We start from the raw sequence: 17,138 nt of genomic DNA on the forward strand, positions 1-17,138 counted from the left end.
AGGAGTTCTCTCTTCGTCGGCTGGATACAGTCATCACCAGATCGTGATGATGCGCTCCTGCTGCTGGCGCAGTTTTTCCCGATTGGGACGCAAAGCGATCAGCACCGCGGCCAGCACCATCACCCCGTAAATGGCAAAGGGCCAGGGCGTGATCTGATCGACGGCGAGAATGAGAAAAAGGGCAAACGAGGAGACCGCCACGGCGAACGTGCCGATCGAGGCGATGCGCGACCACCAGATCAGGAAGGCGCCGATGATGACGACGACGCCTCCTACGAGCGGCGAAAGCGCCACGGTCGTCGCCGCCGTGGTGATGCCGCCGGCGCCGCCTTTGAAGCCGTTCAGAAACGACCAGTTGTGGCCGACGACCGCCAAGCCGCCGGCCAGCGCCAGCGCCAGGTTGAGCGCGTCGGTGCGGGCGACGGCCTCGCTGACCGACATGGCGGCCGGTTCAGGGAAGACCAGGAAGAAGAGCCAGCGCACCAGCATCACCGCAATCGCACCTTTGAGCGCGTCGCCGAGCACCGTAGGGATCGCCGCCTTCAGCCCGGCCGCGCGCCATGCGTTGGTGCCGCCGATGCGTCCGCTGCCGACGGTGCGGATGTCCACCCCATACAGGCGACAGACCCACAGACCGACCGGAATCGACCCCAAAATGTAGCCGATCAAAGCGCCGACGAGTGCAAATGCCCACATCATAGATGATTCTCCTCTCCTGCAACGCGCTCAGCATGGGGTGTGAAACGCCCATCGCCCACGCGCATGGGTCGATGTCGCCAGGCTGCATCTGCGCCGTTGCATTTGCGTCCGTCGCATCTGGATCGATAGATGCGCCGCACCGTGCGGAGAGCACAGATCAAGCGTCAATTTGCATCCCTATCGACGCGCAAGCCTGGATACTCCGGAATTCATGGTAGTATTGTAAACATCGTCGGCTCAATTGTTCAAACCTCGCCAGAACAGAACGAAGAGGAAGAGGATGCGCCATGGCATGGATGCGCGCCGGTCTGACCACTGAAACCTACGATCGAGGATACACCAATCGAGAGCTGTTGGCGCGTTTGGCCGGATATTTTCGCCCCCAGGGTAGACGATTGCTCGTGGTCATGACGCTGGTGAGCCTGATGTCGCTCACAGGCGCCCTCTTGCCGGTGCTGATGGCGCAGGGCGTCAACGTGGTGGGAGGCGTCGCCGGAAACCGAGAAGCCATCGCCGCCCTGCTCGTTGCGCTCGTGCTTGTCATCGGCGTGGCCAACTGGGCAATCAACTGGGTGCGGCGCATCCTGACGGCGAAGCTGCTCAGCGACATCGTGCTGTCCTTGCGCATCGACGCCTTCCGCGCCGTCATGAACCACGATATGAGCTTCTTCGATCGCAATCAGTCCGGCCGCATCGTCAGCCGCATCACCACCGACACCGACGAATTCAGCCGCGTCGCCGTGCTGGTGACCGAGGTCGGTTCGCAGCTGCTGCTGGTCGTCATTCTGCTCACCTATCTGTTCACGATCAACTGGCAACTGACGCTCCTGTTGATGTTGCTGGCGCCGGTGGCGGTGATCGTGGCTTCCAGCTTCCAACGCTGGGCGCGACGCGCCACGCGCACCAGCCAACAGGCCGTGGCCGACGTCAACGCCAGCATCCAGGAGGCGGTGACCGGCATCCGCGTGGCCAAAAATTTCCGCCGAGAACGGGGCATCTACGACGAATTTCTCGCCGTCAATGAACGCAGCTATGCGGTGCACGTGCATCGCGGCTTCGTGCTGGCGTTGATCTTCCCCACCTTGCAGCTGTTCGCCGGCCTGGGCACGGCGGCGTTGCTCTACGCTGGCGGCTACGCCACCTACATAGGCGCCATCAGCGCCGGCGCCTGGTTTCTTTTCATGAACAGCGTCAGCCTGTTCTGGTTTCCGATGATCAATCTCTCCGCCTTCTGGAGCCAGTTTCAGGGCGCTCTGAGCGCCACCGAGCGCATCTTCGCCCTGATCGACGCCGAGCCGGCCGTTGTTCAAATCGACAACCGTCCGACGCCGCCCCTGCGCGGGGACATTCGTTTCGAGCGCGTCGATTTTCGTTACAACGAAAAAGAACAGGTGTTGCAGGACTTTTCGCTCCACATTCGGCCCGGCGAGAGCGTGGCGCTTGTCGGACATACGGGCGCCGGCAAGTCAAGCATCATCAAACTGGTCACCCGTTTTTACGAATTTCAAGGCGGCCGCATCCTGATCGACGGCATGGACATCCGCACCCTGGACCTACACCAGTATCGTCGTCAGCTCGGCATTGTCAGTCAGACGCCCTTTCTTTTCTCCGGCACGGTGGCCGACAACATTCGATACGCCACGCCGACGCTCGACGACGCAGCCGTGGAGCGCATCGCCCGCCAGATCGGCGGCGGCGAATGGCTCGAGACCTTGCCTGAAGGGCTGCAGACCGACGTCGGCGAGCGCGGCAGCCGCCTGAGCATGGGGCAGCGCCAGTTGGTCGTGCTGGCGCGCATGCTGGCGCAAAATCCGGCAATCTTCATTCTGGACGAAGCGACGGCCAGCGTTGACCCCTTCACGGAAAGCCAGATTCAGGCCGCCTTGCAGATGATCCTGAAAAACCGCACCTCGATCGTCATCGCCCATCGCCTTTCGACGGTCAAAGCCGCCGACCGCATTCTCGTGCTCCAAAGAGGCCGCATCATCGAGGAAGGCAGCCACGAGGCGTTGATGGCGAAGGGCGGCCATTACGCAGAGCTGTATCAGACGTATTTCCGTCATCAGTCGCTGGAGTATCTGGAAACGCGCCGCTCGGCTCGGACGCCTGAGAGGTGACGACGCCGATAAAAATCAGAGCGCCCTTTCCTTTAAATGATTTTTGAAGAAGTTTTGCTAATGATATACTTTTGGTTGACACTTTAGCAGCGCCGCTCGGATTGTCATTGAGCCCTGAAGCGATAAGAATAGCAGCGAATCTTTCTAATGCTGCTCCGTCTGGAATTCGTGATTCCTGGCTTCTGTCCGTCTATCCAAACCACACCTGTTCGTCGGGAGAAAACCATCATGCTGCGTCACTTCTATGCGATAGTTATTACGAGCCTCATTCTATTCGCTTTCGCCGCTTGCGCGCCTCCAGCAGGAAGCCCGGCGCCGACGGTCGGCGAAGGTCAGGAGGGGACTTCGGGCCCCAGAACGGGTGGAGTGCTGACGGTGGCGCTCGATGGAGAAATTGATACGATCGATCCGCATAAATCTGTCACCATCGTCGGCGCACAGGTCTGGCCCAATATCTTTGAAAGTCTGGTGAAGCAGACGCCAAACCTCGACAGCGTCGAGCCTCTGCTGGCGGAGTCATGGGAGCAGGCGGATGATGTGACCTATATTTTTAAACTGCGACAAGGGGTCAAATTTCACAACGGCAAGGACTTCAAGGCAGAAGATGTGAAATTTAGTTTCGACCGCGTCATGGACGAAGCGACCGGCGCCTCACGACGTCCAGATTTTTTGCCTGTCGCATCGGTTGAGGTGGTCGACGACTATACGGTCAAGTTTGTCATGAACGCTCCTTACGGTCCGTTCTTGTCCAAACTGGAAAATCTGGCGATTTTGCCCTCCAATCAGACCACCGATCCGGCGCAGGATCCAATCGGAACCGGACCTTTCATTTTCAAGGAATGGATCACCGGACAGAGCATCACGCTGGAGCGAAATCCAGATTACTGGCAACCCGGGTTGCCTTATCTAGATGGCATCGTCTACCGCCCGATCGTAGAGCCGTCCACCCGCATTGTTGAGCTTCAAACAGGAAATGTGGATGTCCTCAACGCCGTGCCTGCGAAGGATGTGGCAACCCTCCAGGCCGACCCGAACGTCACCGTGCATCGCAATGCCGGCGTCACGCGTGACCATGTCGGTTTCAACATGGAAAATCCGCTGTTTAAGGACAACCCCAATTTGCGCAAGGCGATCGCGTGGTCGATCGACCGACAGACGATCGCCGATACGATCCTCTACGGCCTCGCCTCGCCGGCGCAGGTGGCCATCCCTACGAGCCACTGGGCCTACAATCCGGCTGTCGAGGGTGCATATGGGTTCGATCTAGAGAAGGCGAAAGAATTCTACGCTCTGGCGGATCCGAAACCGACCGAGATCACTGTGAAAGTCAGCCCCACCTATCCTGACCAGATCAAAATGGCGGAGCTGTTGCAGGCTGCTCTGAAGGAAGTCGGAATCAACCTCAAGATCGAACAACTCGAATGGTCCACGTGGATAGACACGGTGGTCGTGAGGGGCGACTACGAGATGGAGATCGTCCTGATTTCGGGAGGAAGCGACCCAGATGACTTCTTCTATCAATGGCATCATACGGGTGAGGTCTTCAATATCTGGCGATATTCGGACCCCGAAATGGACGCCTTGTTAGAGGAGGGACGCACCACGGTGGATCAGGAAAAGCGCAAGCAGATTTATTACAAGATTCAGGAAAAGCTGATCGAGGACATCCCCCTGGTGCACATCATCTATCGCGACCAGGTGATGGCGACAAACGCCGCCGTTCAGAACTTTCCCATGCGTTTGGACTCTGTGTTGAGATTCAACGAAACCTGGCTCAACCGCTAGGGTTGGAGGGGATCAACCTCCACCGCCCTTTCTCGGGCAAGGGGTTGACCCCTTCAGGAATTGCGCCTTTGCAGGCAAGGTCTCATGCGTCGATACATTGTGCTGCGCGGAGCGCAGATGATCCTCGTCATGATCGGCGTCACTGTGCTCTGTTTTTTCATGCTCAAGGTCACGCCCGGAGATCCGGCGACGGCTATTCTAGGAGTGCAGGCGTCGCCTCAGGAAGTTGAGCGCCTTCGTCGTTCGCTGGGGCTCGACCAGCCCTGGTTTGTTCAACTGGGCATTTGGGCTGGCAACGTAATGCGCGGCGATCTGGGGATTTCCTACATCTCCAAGAAACCTGTCAGCGAACTCATCTTGACGCGACTGCCTGTCACGCTTGAACTGACGATTTTTTCGATGTTGCTTGCCATCCTGATCGCTATTCCGGCGGGCATCATCTCGGCGGTGAAACGAAACACCTGGATCGATTATTTCTTCACCGGCTTTTCCCTTTTCGGGGTGAGCATGCCGTCGTTCTGGTTTGGCATTTTGCTGATTTTGGTGTTTTCGTTATGGCTGGGCTGGTTGCCTGCATCGGGCTATGTCCCATTGCAACGAGGGATCTGGCCTCATTTTCGTTCCTTGATTCTTCCCGGGCTGGCGCTTGGACTCTTCCTGGCCGGCGTCCTTGTACGTTTTAGCCGCGCATCGATGGTTGAAACGCTGGTGCAGGATTACATTCGCACAGCCCGCGCCAAAGGGCTGTCAAACCGCCATATATTGCTCGGTCATGCATTGCGCAACGCCCTGATTCCAACGGTTACGATAGTGGGCATCCAATTTGGCGCTCTGCTCGGAGGCGCGGTCATCATCGAAACCGTGTTTGCCTTTCCCGGGGTTGGCACCATGCTGTTAACAGCAGTCAACCAACGGGATTACCCGGTGGTCATGGGAGTGACGCTCGTGATTGCACTCTTATACACGATAACCAATTTGTTGGTCGATTTTATTTACATGTGGCTGAATCCACGCATTCGATTCGGTTGATCTTCTCTTCTTAAGGCGCAGATGCAACGACTTTTGACGACTCTGATTGAAAATCAAGTTTTATTCAAAACCGAGCCGCGGTTGGCTCGATTGTTTGATTCGACACTCCTATGACGGCGCAAGCAGTTCGCTCCGCTTCGATAGAACACAAGGCCTCAAAGACGCGTGGGGGGGAAACGCCGTGGCGACGCACGCTACGACGGTTTGGCCGACATCGAGCGGCTGTCATCGCTCTCTTCTTTTTGCTCCTTCTGCTCCTATGCGCAATTGCGCCTCAGTGGATTGCGCCTTATGATCCATTGGCGATCAACATGCAGATGCGTCTTCATCCTCCTTCTGCGGTGCATCTTTTGGGCACCGACGATTTTGGTCGAGACATTCTTTCACGACTCATCTATGGCTCGCGCATCTCATTGCAGGTTGGCCTGATCTCCGTCGCAATTTCGGCGATTTTCGGCGTCGTGATCGGAATCCTTGCCGGCTATTTTGGAGGCTTCGTCGACGCCCTTCTGATGTTGTTCATGGACATTCTGTTTGCTTTTCCGGCCATCTTGCTGGCGATCGCCATCATGGCAATCCTGGGCGCATCCACCGTGAATGTAATGATTGCTGTAGGCATTGTTTACATTCCGGTCTTTGCCCGCATCGTGCGCAGCGTGACGCTGGAGCTGCGCGTCCAAGATTACGTCGATGCGGCCCGCGCCATCGGCGCAAAGCCGCACAGAATTCTGCTCCGCCACATTCTGCCTGGCACATTTGGAACGCTCACCGTTCAAATTACGCTTTCCCTCGCCTTTGCAATTCTGGCCGAAGCTGCGCTATCTTTTCTAGGATTGGGCGTTCAGCCGCCGGAGCCTTCGTGGGGCAGCATGCTCAGTTTCGGCCGCGAATGGGTGCGCGAAGCGCCGTGGTTCTCTTTTTTCCCCGGCCTTGCGATTTTTATGACCGTGCTCAGCCTGAATCTGGTGGGGGACGGTTGGCGCGATGCGCTCGATCCTCGCCTGTAGAACAAGTTCAATGATCGTCGGATGATTTTTTATTGACTCCATAAAGTGCACGGAGGGTTTACGATGACATTTTCGATTGTGGCCTGGGATGAAGCCACGGGACAAACCGGCGTCGCCGTTTCGACGAAATTTCTTGCAGTGGGTTCGCTCTGTCCTTTCGCCAAAGCCGGGGTGGGCGCCGTGGCTACACAAGCGTTTGTCAATCCCACCTTCGGCCCGCGCGGCCTGCGTCTTCTCGAAGAGGGAATTGCTCCAGAAGACGTCGTTGCGCTCCTGATTAAAAGCGACGAGGGGCGAGAGCATCGTCAGCTTCATCTGGTCGACCGCTACGGACGCACAGCCGCTTTCACCGGCAGCGAAACGGTGGAGTGGGCGGGTCACAAGACCTTCCCTTACTTTTCAGTCGCCGGCAATATGTTATCGAACGCCCAAGTGCTCGAAGCGATGGCCGAGGCCTATCAGGCCAACATGGATCAACCGTTCGCAGAAAGGCTGATCCGAGCCCTGGAAGCCGGCCAACTTGCAGGCGGGGATAAACGCGGGCGGCAATCGGCGGCGCTGTACATCATGAGCACAGAGGTGTACCCTAAACTCGATCTGCGCGTAGACGATCACCCCGATCCGGTGGCGGAGCTGCGTCGCCTCTACGAAGAAGCAAAGAAAGAATTTATTCCATTTCAACAATTTCTCCCTACAGCCGCGCAGCCGGCAGGCGTCTATGATCGTGCAATTATCGATAGAATCATTGCGCAACAGGCGGAGAACGATCGGCTTCGCAGGTAAATCGCTTTCCAACCTCGTTATGATATTGTGATGCTTGGCGATTGACGTGTTTGGAGGATAGCGTTTTTCTTTTACACTCAACTCGATAGTGTGAACGGAAAATATCTCCTGCACGCTGACTGGCGAGGCTCAAAGGTGGAAGCAACCACCGGGAAAGTGTGCGAGGAAGATCGGGCGCCCATCGTTCGCCTGGGTCGGGCAGCCGGACCGTGCGTCTGGCTGCCCGTTTTTGTATTTGAGCACATGGAAGGAGCATCGACATGACATCGTTTCGCGCATTGCTTTCGGTTTCAGACAAGACCGGCCTGGAGGCGTTTGCGCAAAAACTGGCGGCGGCCGGCGGCGAGCTGATCGCCAGCGGCGGCACGGCGCGCAGGCTGATGGAGGCCGGCGTGCCTGTCCTCCAGGTGGAGGATGTGACCGGCTTCCCGGAGATTTTGGGCGGCCGGGTGAAGACGCTGCACCCGGCGATCCACGGCGGCATTCTGGCGCGGCGCACGACGCAGCACCTGGAAGAGCTGGCGCAGCACAACATTCGCCCGATCGATCTGGTCGTGGTGAACCTCTATCCCTTCCAGAAGACGGTTGCGCAACCCAACGTTTCATTGGCCACCGCCATCGAGGAGATCGACATCGGCGGCGTGGCGCTGCTGCGCGCCGCCGCCAAGAATCACGAGTCGGTGACGGTCGTCTGCGACCCTGCAGACTACGACGCCGTGGCCGAAGCCATTGCGTCGGGCGGCGTCAGCTCTCGGCTGCGACGCAAGCTGGCGGTCAAGGCCTTCCAGCACACCGCCGCCTACGACGCCGCCATCGCCGCATATCTGGCCGAACAGATCGGCGAAGAGCCACCGCAGGCGGCGGCTGAACCCTCTGCACTTCCTGCAGAGCTTCATCTCGATCTCACGCTCGTTCAGCGCAATCGCTACGGCGAAAATCCGCATCAGCAAGGCGGCCTGTACGGATATAAGGGCGATGCGCCGGCCTTCGAGGTGCTGCACGGCAAAGAGATGAGCTACAACAACTGGCTGGACCTGGACGCAGCGTGGATGGCGGCGCAGGATTTTTCTGAGCCCACGGCTGCAATTATCAAACACGGCAATCCTTGCGGCCTCGCCAGCGCCGAAACGCTCGAAGCAGCCTACGTCAAGGCGCTGGCCTCCGACCCGGTCAGCGCCTTTGGCGGCATTCTGGCCGTCAATCGAACGCTCGATGCGGCCACTGCGCAGCGCGCCGCCGAGCTTTTCCTGGAAGTCGTGGCCGCTCCCGCCTACGAGCCGGAGGCGCTGGCCATCTTGCAAAAAAAGAAAAATGTGCGCCTTCTCCTCCACACCGGCGCCGCCGCGCGCCCGTTGAGCCTGCGCAGCATCGTCGGCGGCGTACTGGTGCAGGAGCTCGACCGCAGCGAGGACGACATGAACCCTGCCAACTGGCGCGTGGTGACGCACCGCCAGCCGACGCTGGCCCAATTGGCGGACCTGGCCTTTGCCTGGCGCGTGGCGCGACACGTCAAAAGCAACGCGATCGTCTACGCGCGCGAGCGAGCCACCGTCGGCATCGGCGCCGGACAGATGAGCCGCATCGACTCGGTGATGATGGCGGGGCACAAAGCGGGCGACCGCAGCCGCGGCGCCGTGATGGCCTCCGACGCTTTCTTCCCCTTCCCCGACGGCATCGAAGCTGCGGCCAAACACGGCATCACCGCCGTCGTGCAGCCGGGCGGCTCGGTGCGCGATGAGGAGGTCATCGCCACGGCCGACCAGCTCGGCCTCGTCATGTGCTTCACCAGCGTGCGTCACTTCCGCCATTGATCTGAAGGCCAACGCCCCTTGGAACATGGGACGATCGTCCCATGTTCCAAGGAGATGGATTCGGTATGCTGAAGGGTAAGCAAATCCCGGGTCTCAGACGAGCGTAGCAGGCTTCACCGGCCGTGAAACAGGAGAACCTATATGAAAATCATCATGGATCGAGGCTATTGTGATGCTGCGCTTCCATTTTGCGCCCGCTGTTCTGCGGCGTTTTTCCAAAAGCCGCTGGGCACCGACCGTCCCTGCATCGTCGACATCATCGACGACGGCAACGACGAGGTGCTTCACTTCGAGGTGCGCACCGATGGCCGCACGTTAGAGTTTGACCTGACGCAAGAGTTGCAGGAAGGTCTGGCCACAGAGGGCTGGGAATTTCTCGCCAACTTCGATCCGGCGCTCTTCCGCCGCGGGGCTGCGGAGCGCTGGCGAGCGCTGCGCGAGTTGCCAGCCCAACACGGCGCTGCATAAGCCCGGCCTCTCCCCTTGGTTTTGCGCCCTTCGCGGCTGCGAGTCAACGCCGATGGCGTCGGGGCGCCCTCAATCGTTCACTCCAACCTCCCTGCTGCAAGGATGGCGCAGCAGTTGGGAGATTCAAGCTGCGCCGTGGTATCCTCCTCTCAATTTCAGAATCGTCCACACGACCTTGTTGCGTAGTGCGTAGTTGCATAGGGCGCGGCGCCTATCTGCACGGAGCACGCGCCACGTGACACACTTGATTGCAAGCGATGAATGACGCTCCATCCGGTTTCGACGCCTTCTGTGCATATTTGCAAGGGAAAGCGGCGCAGGCGCCTCCCGGCTGGCCTGGAACAGCATGGTTTGTGCTCGCCATCAGCGAAGAGTGTGCAGGGATTTTCACCCAATACATTTTTGTCGATCCGTTGCGATTTTTGCAGCTTGCCGCCAACGCGCCGCCTCTCCAATTCGGGACAGAAGGTTTTGCCCCATCCTTGATTGATGACCGGAATCCGGCGCGCCATTATGTGGCGTTCGTTTTCATCGGCTTCTGGCTGCCGAAATTTCTGGCGGTCGTTTTTTTATATCTTTGGGAAATCGCCGGTTTTGTTCGTTATAAAGGCCATTGGAGTTCTAAAGACATCGTCTGCGGACGCATCGGGATCGCTCATGGGGAGTGGGTGCGACGCTCAGGCCCTACAGTCCTGCCCGCTCTGGCTGCAGCGGAGCTGGCGGACCGCCGGCGAATCCATCTCTCCGCCGCGCAGTTTGACAAGAACAGGGCAAGAGGATATACTCAGCCCTAAATTTGGGAGCGATGTTTACCCAATCCTTGTTCATTTCGATAGAAATTCAACAGAAAAATTTGCAATGAAACGACTTTGTTGGCTTTCCATCAACTGCATCGCCGGAGGAGCAGCCGGAAAGGCGGCCGCCGCTCAATGCGCGCCCCGGCGAAGGTGATGTGAACGCCGACGCCGTGGCGCTGACCGACCACGGCGTGTCTGATGGGAGCAACGGTCCTGCCCGACGTCGTGGAGCCTTCAGCCACGACGTTTTTTTGTTGCAACTTCGGTGCAAAGGAAAACGTTTATGCATTTGACCAGCGATGACGTGCGCCACGTAGCCGATCTGGCCCGGCTGCATCTGACGGATGAAGAGGTGCGTCTCTATACACAACAGTTGTCGGCGATTCTGGACTATGCGGAGCGATTGCAAGAGGTCGATACAAGCGGCGTTCCTCCGACGCCCTACGTGCTGCCGCTGCAAAACGTGATGGCGGAGGACATCCCCCAGCCGTCGCTGCCCAACGAAGTCGCCCTGGCCAATGCGCCGGACAAGGCCAACGGTTTCTTCCGCGTGCGCGCGGTCTTCGAGGAGTGAACATGAGCAAGGCGCTGTATGAACTGACGATCCACGAAGCGCTGGAGGGCATGCGACGCAAAGAGTTTAGCGCCGTGGAGCTGACCCGTTCCCTGCTCGAACGCATCGAGCAGGTGGAAGACCAGGTGAAGGCCTACCTGACCGTGACGGCGGACCTGGCGCTTGAACAGGCGGCGGCCGCCGATGCGCGGCGTCGCGCCGGCGAAGAAGCGGCGCTGCTGGGCATCCCGATGGGAATCAAAGACGTGCTGTGCACTGCGGGCGTGCGCACGACCTGCGGCAGTCGCATCCTGGAGAATTTTATTCCGCCCTACACAGCCACGGCGGTGCAACGCCTGCTGGACGCCGGCATGGTGCTGCTGGGCAAGACCAACACCGATGAATTCGCTATGGGGTCCAGCACGGAGAACAGCGCCTACTTCCCCACGCGCAACCCCTGGGCGCTCGACCGTGTCCCGGGCGGCAGCAGCGGCGGCTCGGCTGCGGCGGTGGCGGCGCAGGAGGCGATGGCGGCGCTCGGCACCGACACAGGTGGAAGCGTGCGTCTGCCTGCCTCCTATTGCGGCGTCGTCGGTTTGAAACCTTCCTACGGTCGCGTCAGCCGCTACGGCCTGGTCGCCTACGGCAGCAGCCTCGACCAGATCGGCGTGCTGGCCAAAGATGTGCGCGACGCAGCGCTGGTGCTCACCGTGATGGCCGGCCACGACCCGCACGACAGCACTTCGATGCCTGCGCCGACGCCCGACTACCGGGCTGCGTTGACCGGCGACGTGCGCGGGCTGCGCATCGGCCTGCCGGAGGAGTACTTCATCGCCGGCGTGCAGCCGGAGGTGGAGGCCGCCGTGCGACGAGCCCTCGACGTGCTCGTCGATTTGGGCGCCGAAGTGCGGCCGGTCTCGTTGCCCAACACCGACAAGGCGCTGCCCGTCTATTATTTGGTGGCGACCGCCGAAGCCAGCGCCAACCTGGCGCGCTTCGACGGAGTGCGCTACGGCTACAGCGCCGGCGCCGACAGCATCCTGGAAAATTATCGTCTGTCGCGCGGGCGAGGCTTCGGCGCCGAGGTCAAGCGACGCATCATGTTGGGAACTTATGCGCTCAGCGCCGGCTATTACGATGCGTATTACTTGAAGGCGCAACAGGTGCGCACGCTGATCAAACAAGACTTCGAGCGGGCGTTCGAGCAAGTCGACGTCATCGCCAGCCCGGTGGCGCCGACGACGGCCTTCCGCCTGGGCGAAAAGACCGACGATCCGTTGGCCATGTATCTGAGCGACGTCTTTACGATCACGCTCAACCTGGCCGGCATGTGCGGCGTCAGCGTGCCCTGCGGCTTCGACCAACAGGGGCTGCCCATCGGGCTGCAGATCATGGGGCCGCATCTTGGGGAAGAGATTGTGCTGCGGGTGGCGCACGCCTATGAACAGGCGACGGATTGGCGCCGCCGGCAGGCTCCACTTTCGATTGAGGCGTAGGATGGTTGTCATGTGCTATCCGATCGGCGCTGGCGTAGGAGGACTGGCCACAGCTTACCGCCGGCAACCTGCGGCGTAGGCCGGGTTGCAGGTTGTGAGCGGCGCTCACCGGCTCTTGGCTGTGGGGCTGTGGATGGCGAGCATCTGCAGCTCGTAGGAGTCCTTGACCAGTCTCTACAAATCTCGAATTAGAAAAGGCGTCGATCCAATGAAAACGTTCTCTGTTTTTCCCAAAACCGATTCTGCCCCGTCTACTTCTTCGCATTCCAGTTCTTCGCATTCCAGCGGGCGTCACGAAGCGCTCACAAACGGTCATCACGCTGCTCCGATGCGTCCTCTGGCAAGCCGCCTGAGCCAGCGCGTGCTTGCCGTGCCCCCCTCGGGGATTCGGAAATACTTTGACATCGCCGCCACGATGGAGGACGTCGTCAGCCTGGGGATCGGCGAGCCGGATTTCGTCACGCCGCCGCCGATCCTGCAGGCCGGCATCCAGAGCCTGCAGCGCGGGCGCACTTCATACACATCCAATTCCGGCCTTTACGAGCTGCGCAGGGCGGTGGTGGAAAACTTGCAACAACGCTACGGCGCCGCTGCATATGATCCGGAAAAAGAAGCGCTGATCACGGTGGGCGTCAGCGAGGCGATGTACCTGGCCATGCAGGCGATCCTCGATCCAGGGGATGAGGTGATTGTTCCGCAACCCTGCTTTGTCAGCTATACGGCGAGCGTCATCCTGGCGGGCGGAACCGTCGTGGACCTGCCCACCTACGCAGAAGATAACTTCGAGGTGCGCCCCGAGGCGATTCGCGCCGCCATCACCCCGCGCACCAAGGCGCTGCTGATCGGCTTTCCCTGCAATCCCACCGGCGCCGTGATGGATCGGGCGGGATTGCTGGAGATTGCCCGCATCGCCGAGGAGCACGACCTGATCGTCATTTCCGACGAAATCTACGATCGCCTCGTCTACGGCGGACACCAGCATGTCATGTTTGCGTCGCTGCCGGGCATGGCGGCGCGCACCATCCACCTGGGCGGCATGAGCAAAGACTACGCCATGACCGGTTGGCGCATCGGCTACGCGGTGGGGCCGGCGGACCTGATCGGCGCCATGCGCAAGATTCATCAATACCTCATCATGTCGGCGCCGACGACCGGACAGGAAGCGGCGCTGGCGGCTTTCAACGACCCGGCGACCGAGGAGTATGTTCAGCAGATGGTCGAGAGCTACGACCGTCGCCGACGTCTGATTCACCAGGGGCTGAACGAAATCGGGCTGGAGTGCTTTGAACCAAAGGGCGCTTTTTACGTCTTTCCGAGCATTCAATCGACGGGCATGAACGAGCATGAGTTCTGCGAGCGCCTCCTGCTGGAAGAGCACGTCGCCGTGATTCCGGGCAGCGCTTTTGGGCGCGGGGGGGAAGGTCACATTCGCTGCGCCTACGCCGCCAGCATCGAGCACATCGAAACGGCCCTGGAGCGGATGTATCGATTCGTGCGCAGGCACAGCTAGAGGGGAAGATGACGTCTTCCAGGAAACCGCCTGGAAATGAAAAGCCACTCCGGCGATCTGCAGGCGCTGCTATGAGCAGCGCCTGTCTTTTTTATTGATTCACGTCATGCAATTGGCTTTGTTTCGTTTCCGGGAAGCTCCAGCTTTTTAACAAAATCATCTGACAATGCCGGTGAGTGCGGCTCCTAAGCGCACGCTCTCGATGGCTCGCAAGGTCTTGGGGAATTCAAGGAAGCGCAGCTACGAGCTGCGCCTGCTCAGGCGTTTTCCTCTCGATTCTCTCGTTCCGCCCGCCGGATTTCATCGGCCAGGCGCAGCTTGAAGATTTCGAGAAAAAGGGCGGGCTGCTTGAAATTCTGAATTTCGATGCGGCGATTCAGCGCTGCGATCTCTTCTTCCCATGCGACGAGCTGACGCTGCCATCGTTGTTCGAGTGCGGCCTGGGCGGCGTTTGTCCTGGCAGCGGCCAGGGCAGTGCGATGCTCCACCATCGTTCTGCGCACTTTGCTGCGAAAACGCTCAATTTCGGCCAGCACCTGGTTGCGCTCACTGATCCAGGCCGGCGCCAGGCCATTGTTCTTCAACAGGGAGTTGGCCATCTGCATGTCGGCGGGCACATACGGCTGCGGCGTGAGGTCGAGCGGCTTGCCTTTGCCCGGCAGGTTGTCGAACTTGCCCTCGCGCATGGCCTCCTCGATGCGCTGGCTGATCAGATCGCGCCATTGCTCTGGGGTGCGATGGCCGGAGGACTTCTGCGGCTCCTCCTGGACAGTTTCTTCTCGCCGCCGTCGATACTCTTCGGCGCGCTGTTTGGGATTCGACGCTTCTTTGCTCATTGGATAAGACCTTCCTTGCGCCATTGATTGTATGTCCGGAGCTGCAACTGCGCAAGCGAGGCTCTCCCAATGCGCCTCTGGAAGAACATGATGTGCTATCGGCGCCAACCTCGAAGAATTTCAGAACAAGCTCTTTATTCCTTTACATAGGCCTTGCCCAAAGCTGCTGGCGCCGTGCTGCGGCTATCGCCTCGCAGCAGCACCAGCAGCGTCAGAACATAGGGCAGCATCAGTAATAATTCGTAGGGAATGGCTCCCAAATTGAGCGCCTGAATGCGGAACTGGAGCGCAGTGGCGATGCCAAAAAGGAAGGCGCCGGCAAAAGCCCGCTCTGGTCGCCAGCGAGCAAAGATGACCAGTGCCACCGCGATCCACCCGCGGCCGGCGGTGATGCCCTCGTTGAAGATACCCAATTGCGCTACGGTCAACACAGCGCCGCCCAGCCCGGTCAGAGCCGCGCCCAGCAGCACCGCCGCATAGCGGACAACCGCCACATTCACCCCGGATGTCTCTGCCGCTCCCGGATGCTCTCCTACGGCTCGAATGTTCAACCCCCAGGTGGTCTGATATAAAAAGAAAAGAGAAGCCAATAGCAGAAACAGGCTGCCGTAAGTCACTGGGTCAAGGTTGAAAAATATCGGCCCAACGAGGGGCAACTCTGCAAACCCTGGGATAGGCATGGACGGCATGGTTGTAACGCGGGCTGTCAGAGAGCCAAACTGCTGGCGGTAGACGTATGTGGTAATTCCTTGCCCGAGGATCACCAACATGATGCCGGTCACGACCTGGTCGGTCTGTAAGGAAACTGCGAAGACGGCCATGATGAGCCCCATGAGGGCGCCGGCTAGCAAGCCTGCTGCGAGGCCTAGCCAGGGCGCTAATCCCACCAGCCATGGGGTGGCGCTCTGCTCAACGGCGTAGGCCGTCATGAATCCCGCGAGCGCGCCGACCAGCATAATCCCCTCTAATCCCAGGTTTAAAACGCCTCCCCGTTCGGTGATGATCTCGCCCAGCGCCGCCAGGAAAATCGGAATGGCGAGCCGGATGCCGGAGATGAGCAATGTGGTCAAGAACGCCAGCGTTAAGAGAGAGCTCCAGTCCGCCATCATTCCCTCAATTTTCCGTCATCTAGTCCCAATCCAACGTCGAGTCAGCGCGTCCGCGGCTAACACAAAGAGCACCACCAGCCCTTGAATCACCTGAGCGAGGGCCATAGGCAAGCCGTAGAGGCTGTGCATGGTCTGGGCGCCGATGGTGAGCGCAGCGAAGAAGAGGGAAGCCATCAACACACCTGCAGGATGAAGCCGGCCCAGGAGGGCCACCAGAATTCCACTGAAGCCATAGCCGCCCAGGATTCCTGCCTTGAGCCGGGTATGGAGCGCACTGACCTCCATGATCCCGGTCAAACCGGCCAGTGCACCGCTGAAAAGCAAGGCGAAGACGATGCCCCGGCTTACGTTCATTCCGGCGTAACGGGCCACCGTCTGGCTGGCGCCGATGGCCCGGATGCGAAAGCCTAAAGGCGTCTTCCAGAGGAGCAGATAGACCAGGGGCGCCAGTCCTAGCGCAATGAGAAAGCCTATGTGAATGCGGGTGTCCCCCAGGGTAGGCAAACGCACCGACCGAACCAACTGGATGCTCTGCGGCAGGAAGCTGTCCGGATCTTTGAGGGGAACCCGCACCAGATAGAGCAGCCAGTATTCGGCGATGTAATTGAGCATTAAAGTGGAAATAATCTCGTTAATTTGAAAGCGCAGCTTGAGGAAAGCCGCCACTGCAGCCCAGAGTGCGCCGCCCACCAGGCCTCCCATCAACATCAGAGGGATCACCAGCGCAGGCGGCGCGATGGCCTGCAAGCTCAGGCCAATCCCTGCGCCGACCAAGGCGCCCATCAGATACTGACCCTCTCCGCCGATATTCCAGACCTGAGCGCGGAAGGCTACGGTCAGCCCCAGGCCCATCAGCAGCAAAGGCGCTGTCTTGAGCAACGTTTCCGTCAAGGCCCTTTGACTGCCAAAAGCGCCCTGGAACATGGCTAAATAGGCCGCCGCCGGGTCGGCGCCGGAGAGGAAGATCAGGATGGCGCCGGCCAATAATCCTACGACAACACCGGCGAGGGCGGCCAGCAACGGTATGACCTGCCGGAGCCGGGCGGTCCGCCAGTCTGGAGAAAAGTCACCTGCTGTCGCCGGTTCAGACCGGACGGTGACCGGAGAGGAGGGAACCGAATCGCTCACAGCCAGGTCC

15 protein-coding genes and 1 riboswitch are annotated in these 17,138 nt (G+C 59.7%); of the genes, 11 read left to right on the forward strand and 4 right to left on the reverse strand.

Translation table 11 applies throughout. The annotated features are described in order from the left end of the window. Positions 1–33: 33 nt before the first annotated feature. Complete coding sequence (locus Q0367_RS18970; RefSeq protein ID WP_297629796.1) at positions 34–699, reverse strand: glycerol-3-phosphate acyltransferase; 666 nt, start codon at positions 697–699, stop codon at positions 34–36. Between the two features lie 287 nt (positions 700–986). Between Q0367_RS18970 and Q0367_RS18975 the strand changes: the two genes are divergently transcribed. The 11 genes from Q0367_RS18975 to Q0367_RS19025 all read left to right on the forward strand — a co-directional run bounded on the left by Q0367_RS18975 (position 987) and on the right by Q0367_RS19025 (position 14,055). Next, complete coding sequence (locus Q0367_RS18975) at positions 987–2,816, forward strand: ABC transporter ATP-binding protein (protein ID WP_298984145.1); 1,830 nt, start codon at positions 987–989, stop codon at positions 2,814–2,816. Positions 2,817–2,963: 147 nt separating this feature from the next. After that, complete coding sequence (locus Q0367_RS18980) at positions 2,964–4,601, forward strand: ABC transporter substrate-binding protein (RefSeq protein WP_298984149.1); 1,638 nt, start codon at positions 2,964–2,966, stop codon at positions 4,599–4,601. Between the two features lie 84 nt (positions 4,602–4,685). Next, positions 4,686–5,630 (forward strand): ABC transporter permease, encoded by a 945-nt coding sequence (locus tag Q0367_RS18985; protein WP_298984151.1) that lies wholly within the window; start codon positions 4,686–4,688, stop codon positions 5,628–5,630. 110 nt (positions 5,631–5,740) lie between these two features. Continuing rightward, a complete protein-coding gene (locus Q0367_RS18990) occupies positions 5,741–6,637 on the forward strand; it encodes an ABC transporter permease (RefSeq protein ID WP_298984153.1) in 897 nt (298 codons plus the stop codon). Positions 6,638–6,700: 63 nt separating this feature from the next. Beyond that, positions 6,701–7,420: a DUF1028 domain-containing protein gene (locus tag Q0367_RS18995; protein WP_298984155.1), complete on the forward strand. Its 720-nt coding sequence runs from the start codon at positions 6,701–6,703 to the stop codon at positions 7,418–7,420. 105 nt (positions 7,421–7,525) lie between these two features. Beyond that, a riboswitch (ZMP/ZTP riboswitch) is annotated at positions 7,526–7,622 on the forward strand. Between the two features lie 58 nt (positions 7,623–7,680). Next, complete coding sequence (gene purH, locus Q0367_RS19000) at positions 7,681–9,231, forward strand: bifunctional phosphoribosylaminoimidazolecarboxamide formyltransferase/IMP cyclohydrolase (RefSeq protein WP_298984157.1); 1,551 nt, start codon at positions 7,681–7,683, stop codon at positions 9,229–9,231. A 141-nt stretch (positions 9,232–9,372) separates the two neighbouring features. Further along, complete coding sequence (locus Q0367_RS19005; protein ID WP_297629808.1) at positions 9,373–9,699, forward strand: hypothetical protein; 327 nt, start codon at positions 9,373–9,375, stop codon at positions 9,697–9,699. Between the two features lie 353 nt (positions 9,700–10,052). Then, complete coding sequence (locus Q0367_RS19010) at positions 10,053–10,493, forward strand: hypothetical protein (RefSeq protein ID WP_298984159.1); 441 nt, start codon at positions 10,053–10,055, stop codon at positions 10,491–10,493. Positions 10,494–10,779: 286 nt separating this feature from the next. Then, entirely contained in the window at positions 10,780–11,070 is a 291-nt protein-coding gene (gatC, locus tag Q0367_RS19015; protein ID WP_297629814.1) for an Asp-tRNA(Asn)/Glu-tRNA(Gln) amidotransferase subunit GatC, read from the forward strand. A gap of 2 nt (positions 11,071–11,072) precedes the next feature. Beyond that, positions 11,073–12,545: an Asp-tRNA(Asn)/Glu-tRNA(Gln) amidotransferase subunit GatA gene (gatA, locus tag Q0367_RS19020; protein WP_297629818.1), complete on the forward strand. Its 1,473-nt coding sequence runs from the start codon at positions 11,073–11,075 to the stop codon at positions 12,543–12,545. A gap of 328 nt (positions 12,546–12,873) precedes the next feature. Further along, positions 12,874–14,055 (forward strand): pyridoxal phosphate-dependent aminotransferase, encoded by a 1,182-nt coding sequence (locus Q0367_RS19025; protein WP_297629822.1) that lies wholly within the window; start codon positions 12,874–12,876, stop codon positions 14,053–14,055. Positions 14,056–14,312: 257 nt separating this feature from the next. Here the strand turns inward: Q0367_RS19025 and Q0367_RS19030 are convergent, their stop codons facing one another. The 3 genes from Q0367_RS19030 to Q0367_RS19040 all read right to left on the reverse strand — a co-directional run bounded on the left by Q0367_RS19030 (position 14,313) and on the right by Q0367_RS19040 (position 17,128). Then, on the reverse strand, positions 14,313–14,891 hold the full coding sequence (locus tag Q0367_RS19030; protein ID WP_297629825.1) for a DUF1992 domain-containing protein: 579 nt from the start codon (positions 14,889–14,891) through the stop codon (positions 14,313–14,315). A gap of 134 nt (positions 14,892–15,025) precedes the next feature. After that, positions 15,026–16,000 carry an ABC transporter permease gene (locus Q0367_RS19035; RefSeq protein ID WP_297629828.1) on the reverse strand — a complete coding sequence of 325 codons (975 nt, stop codon included), beginning with the start codon at positions 15,998–16,000 and terminating at the stop codon, positions 15,026–15,028. A 15-nt stretch (positions 16,001–16,015) separates the two neighbouring features. After that, positions 16,016–17,128, reverse strand: coding sequence for an ABC transporter permease (locus Q0367_RS19040; protein WP_298984162.1), 1,113 nt, complete (start codon positions 17,126–17,128; stop codon positions 16,016–16,018). Positions 17,129–17,138: the final 10 nt, after the last annotated feature.

This window comes from uncultured Caldilinea sp., from assembly GCF_937128415.1.
Lineage (GTDB): Bacteria > Chloroflexota > Anaerolineae > Caldilineales > Caldilineaceae > Caldilinea.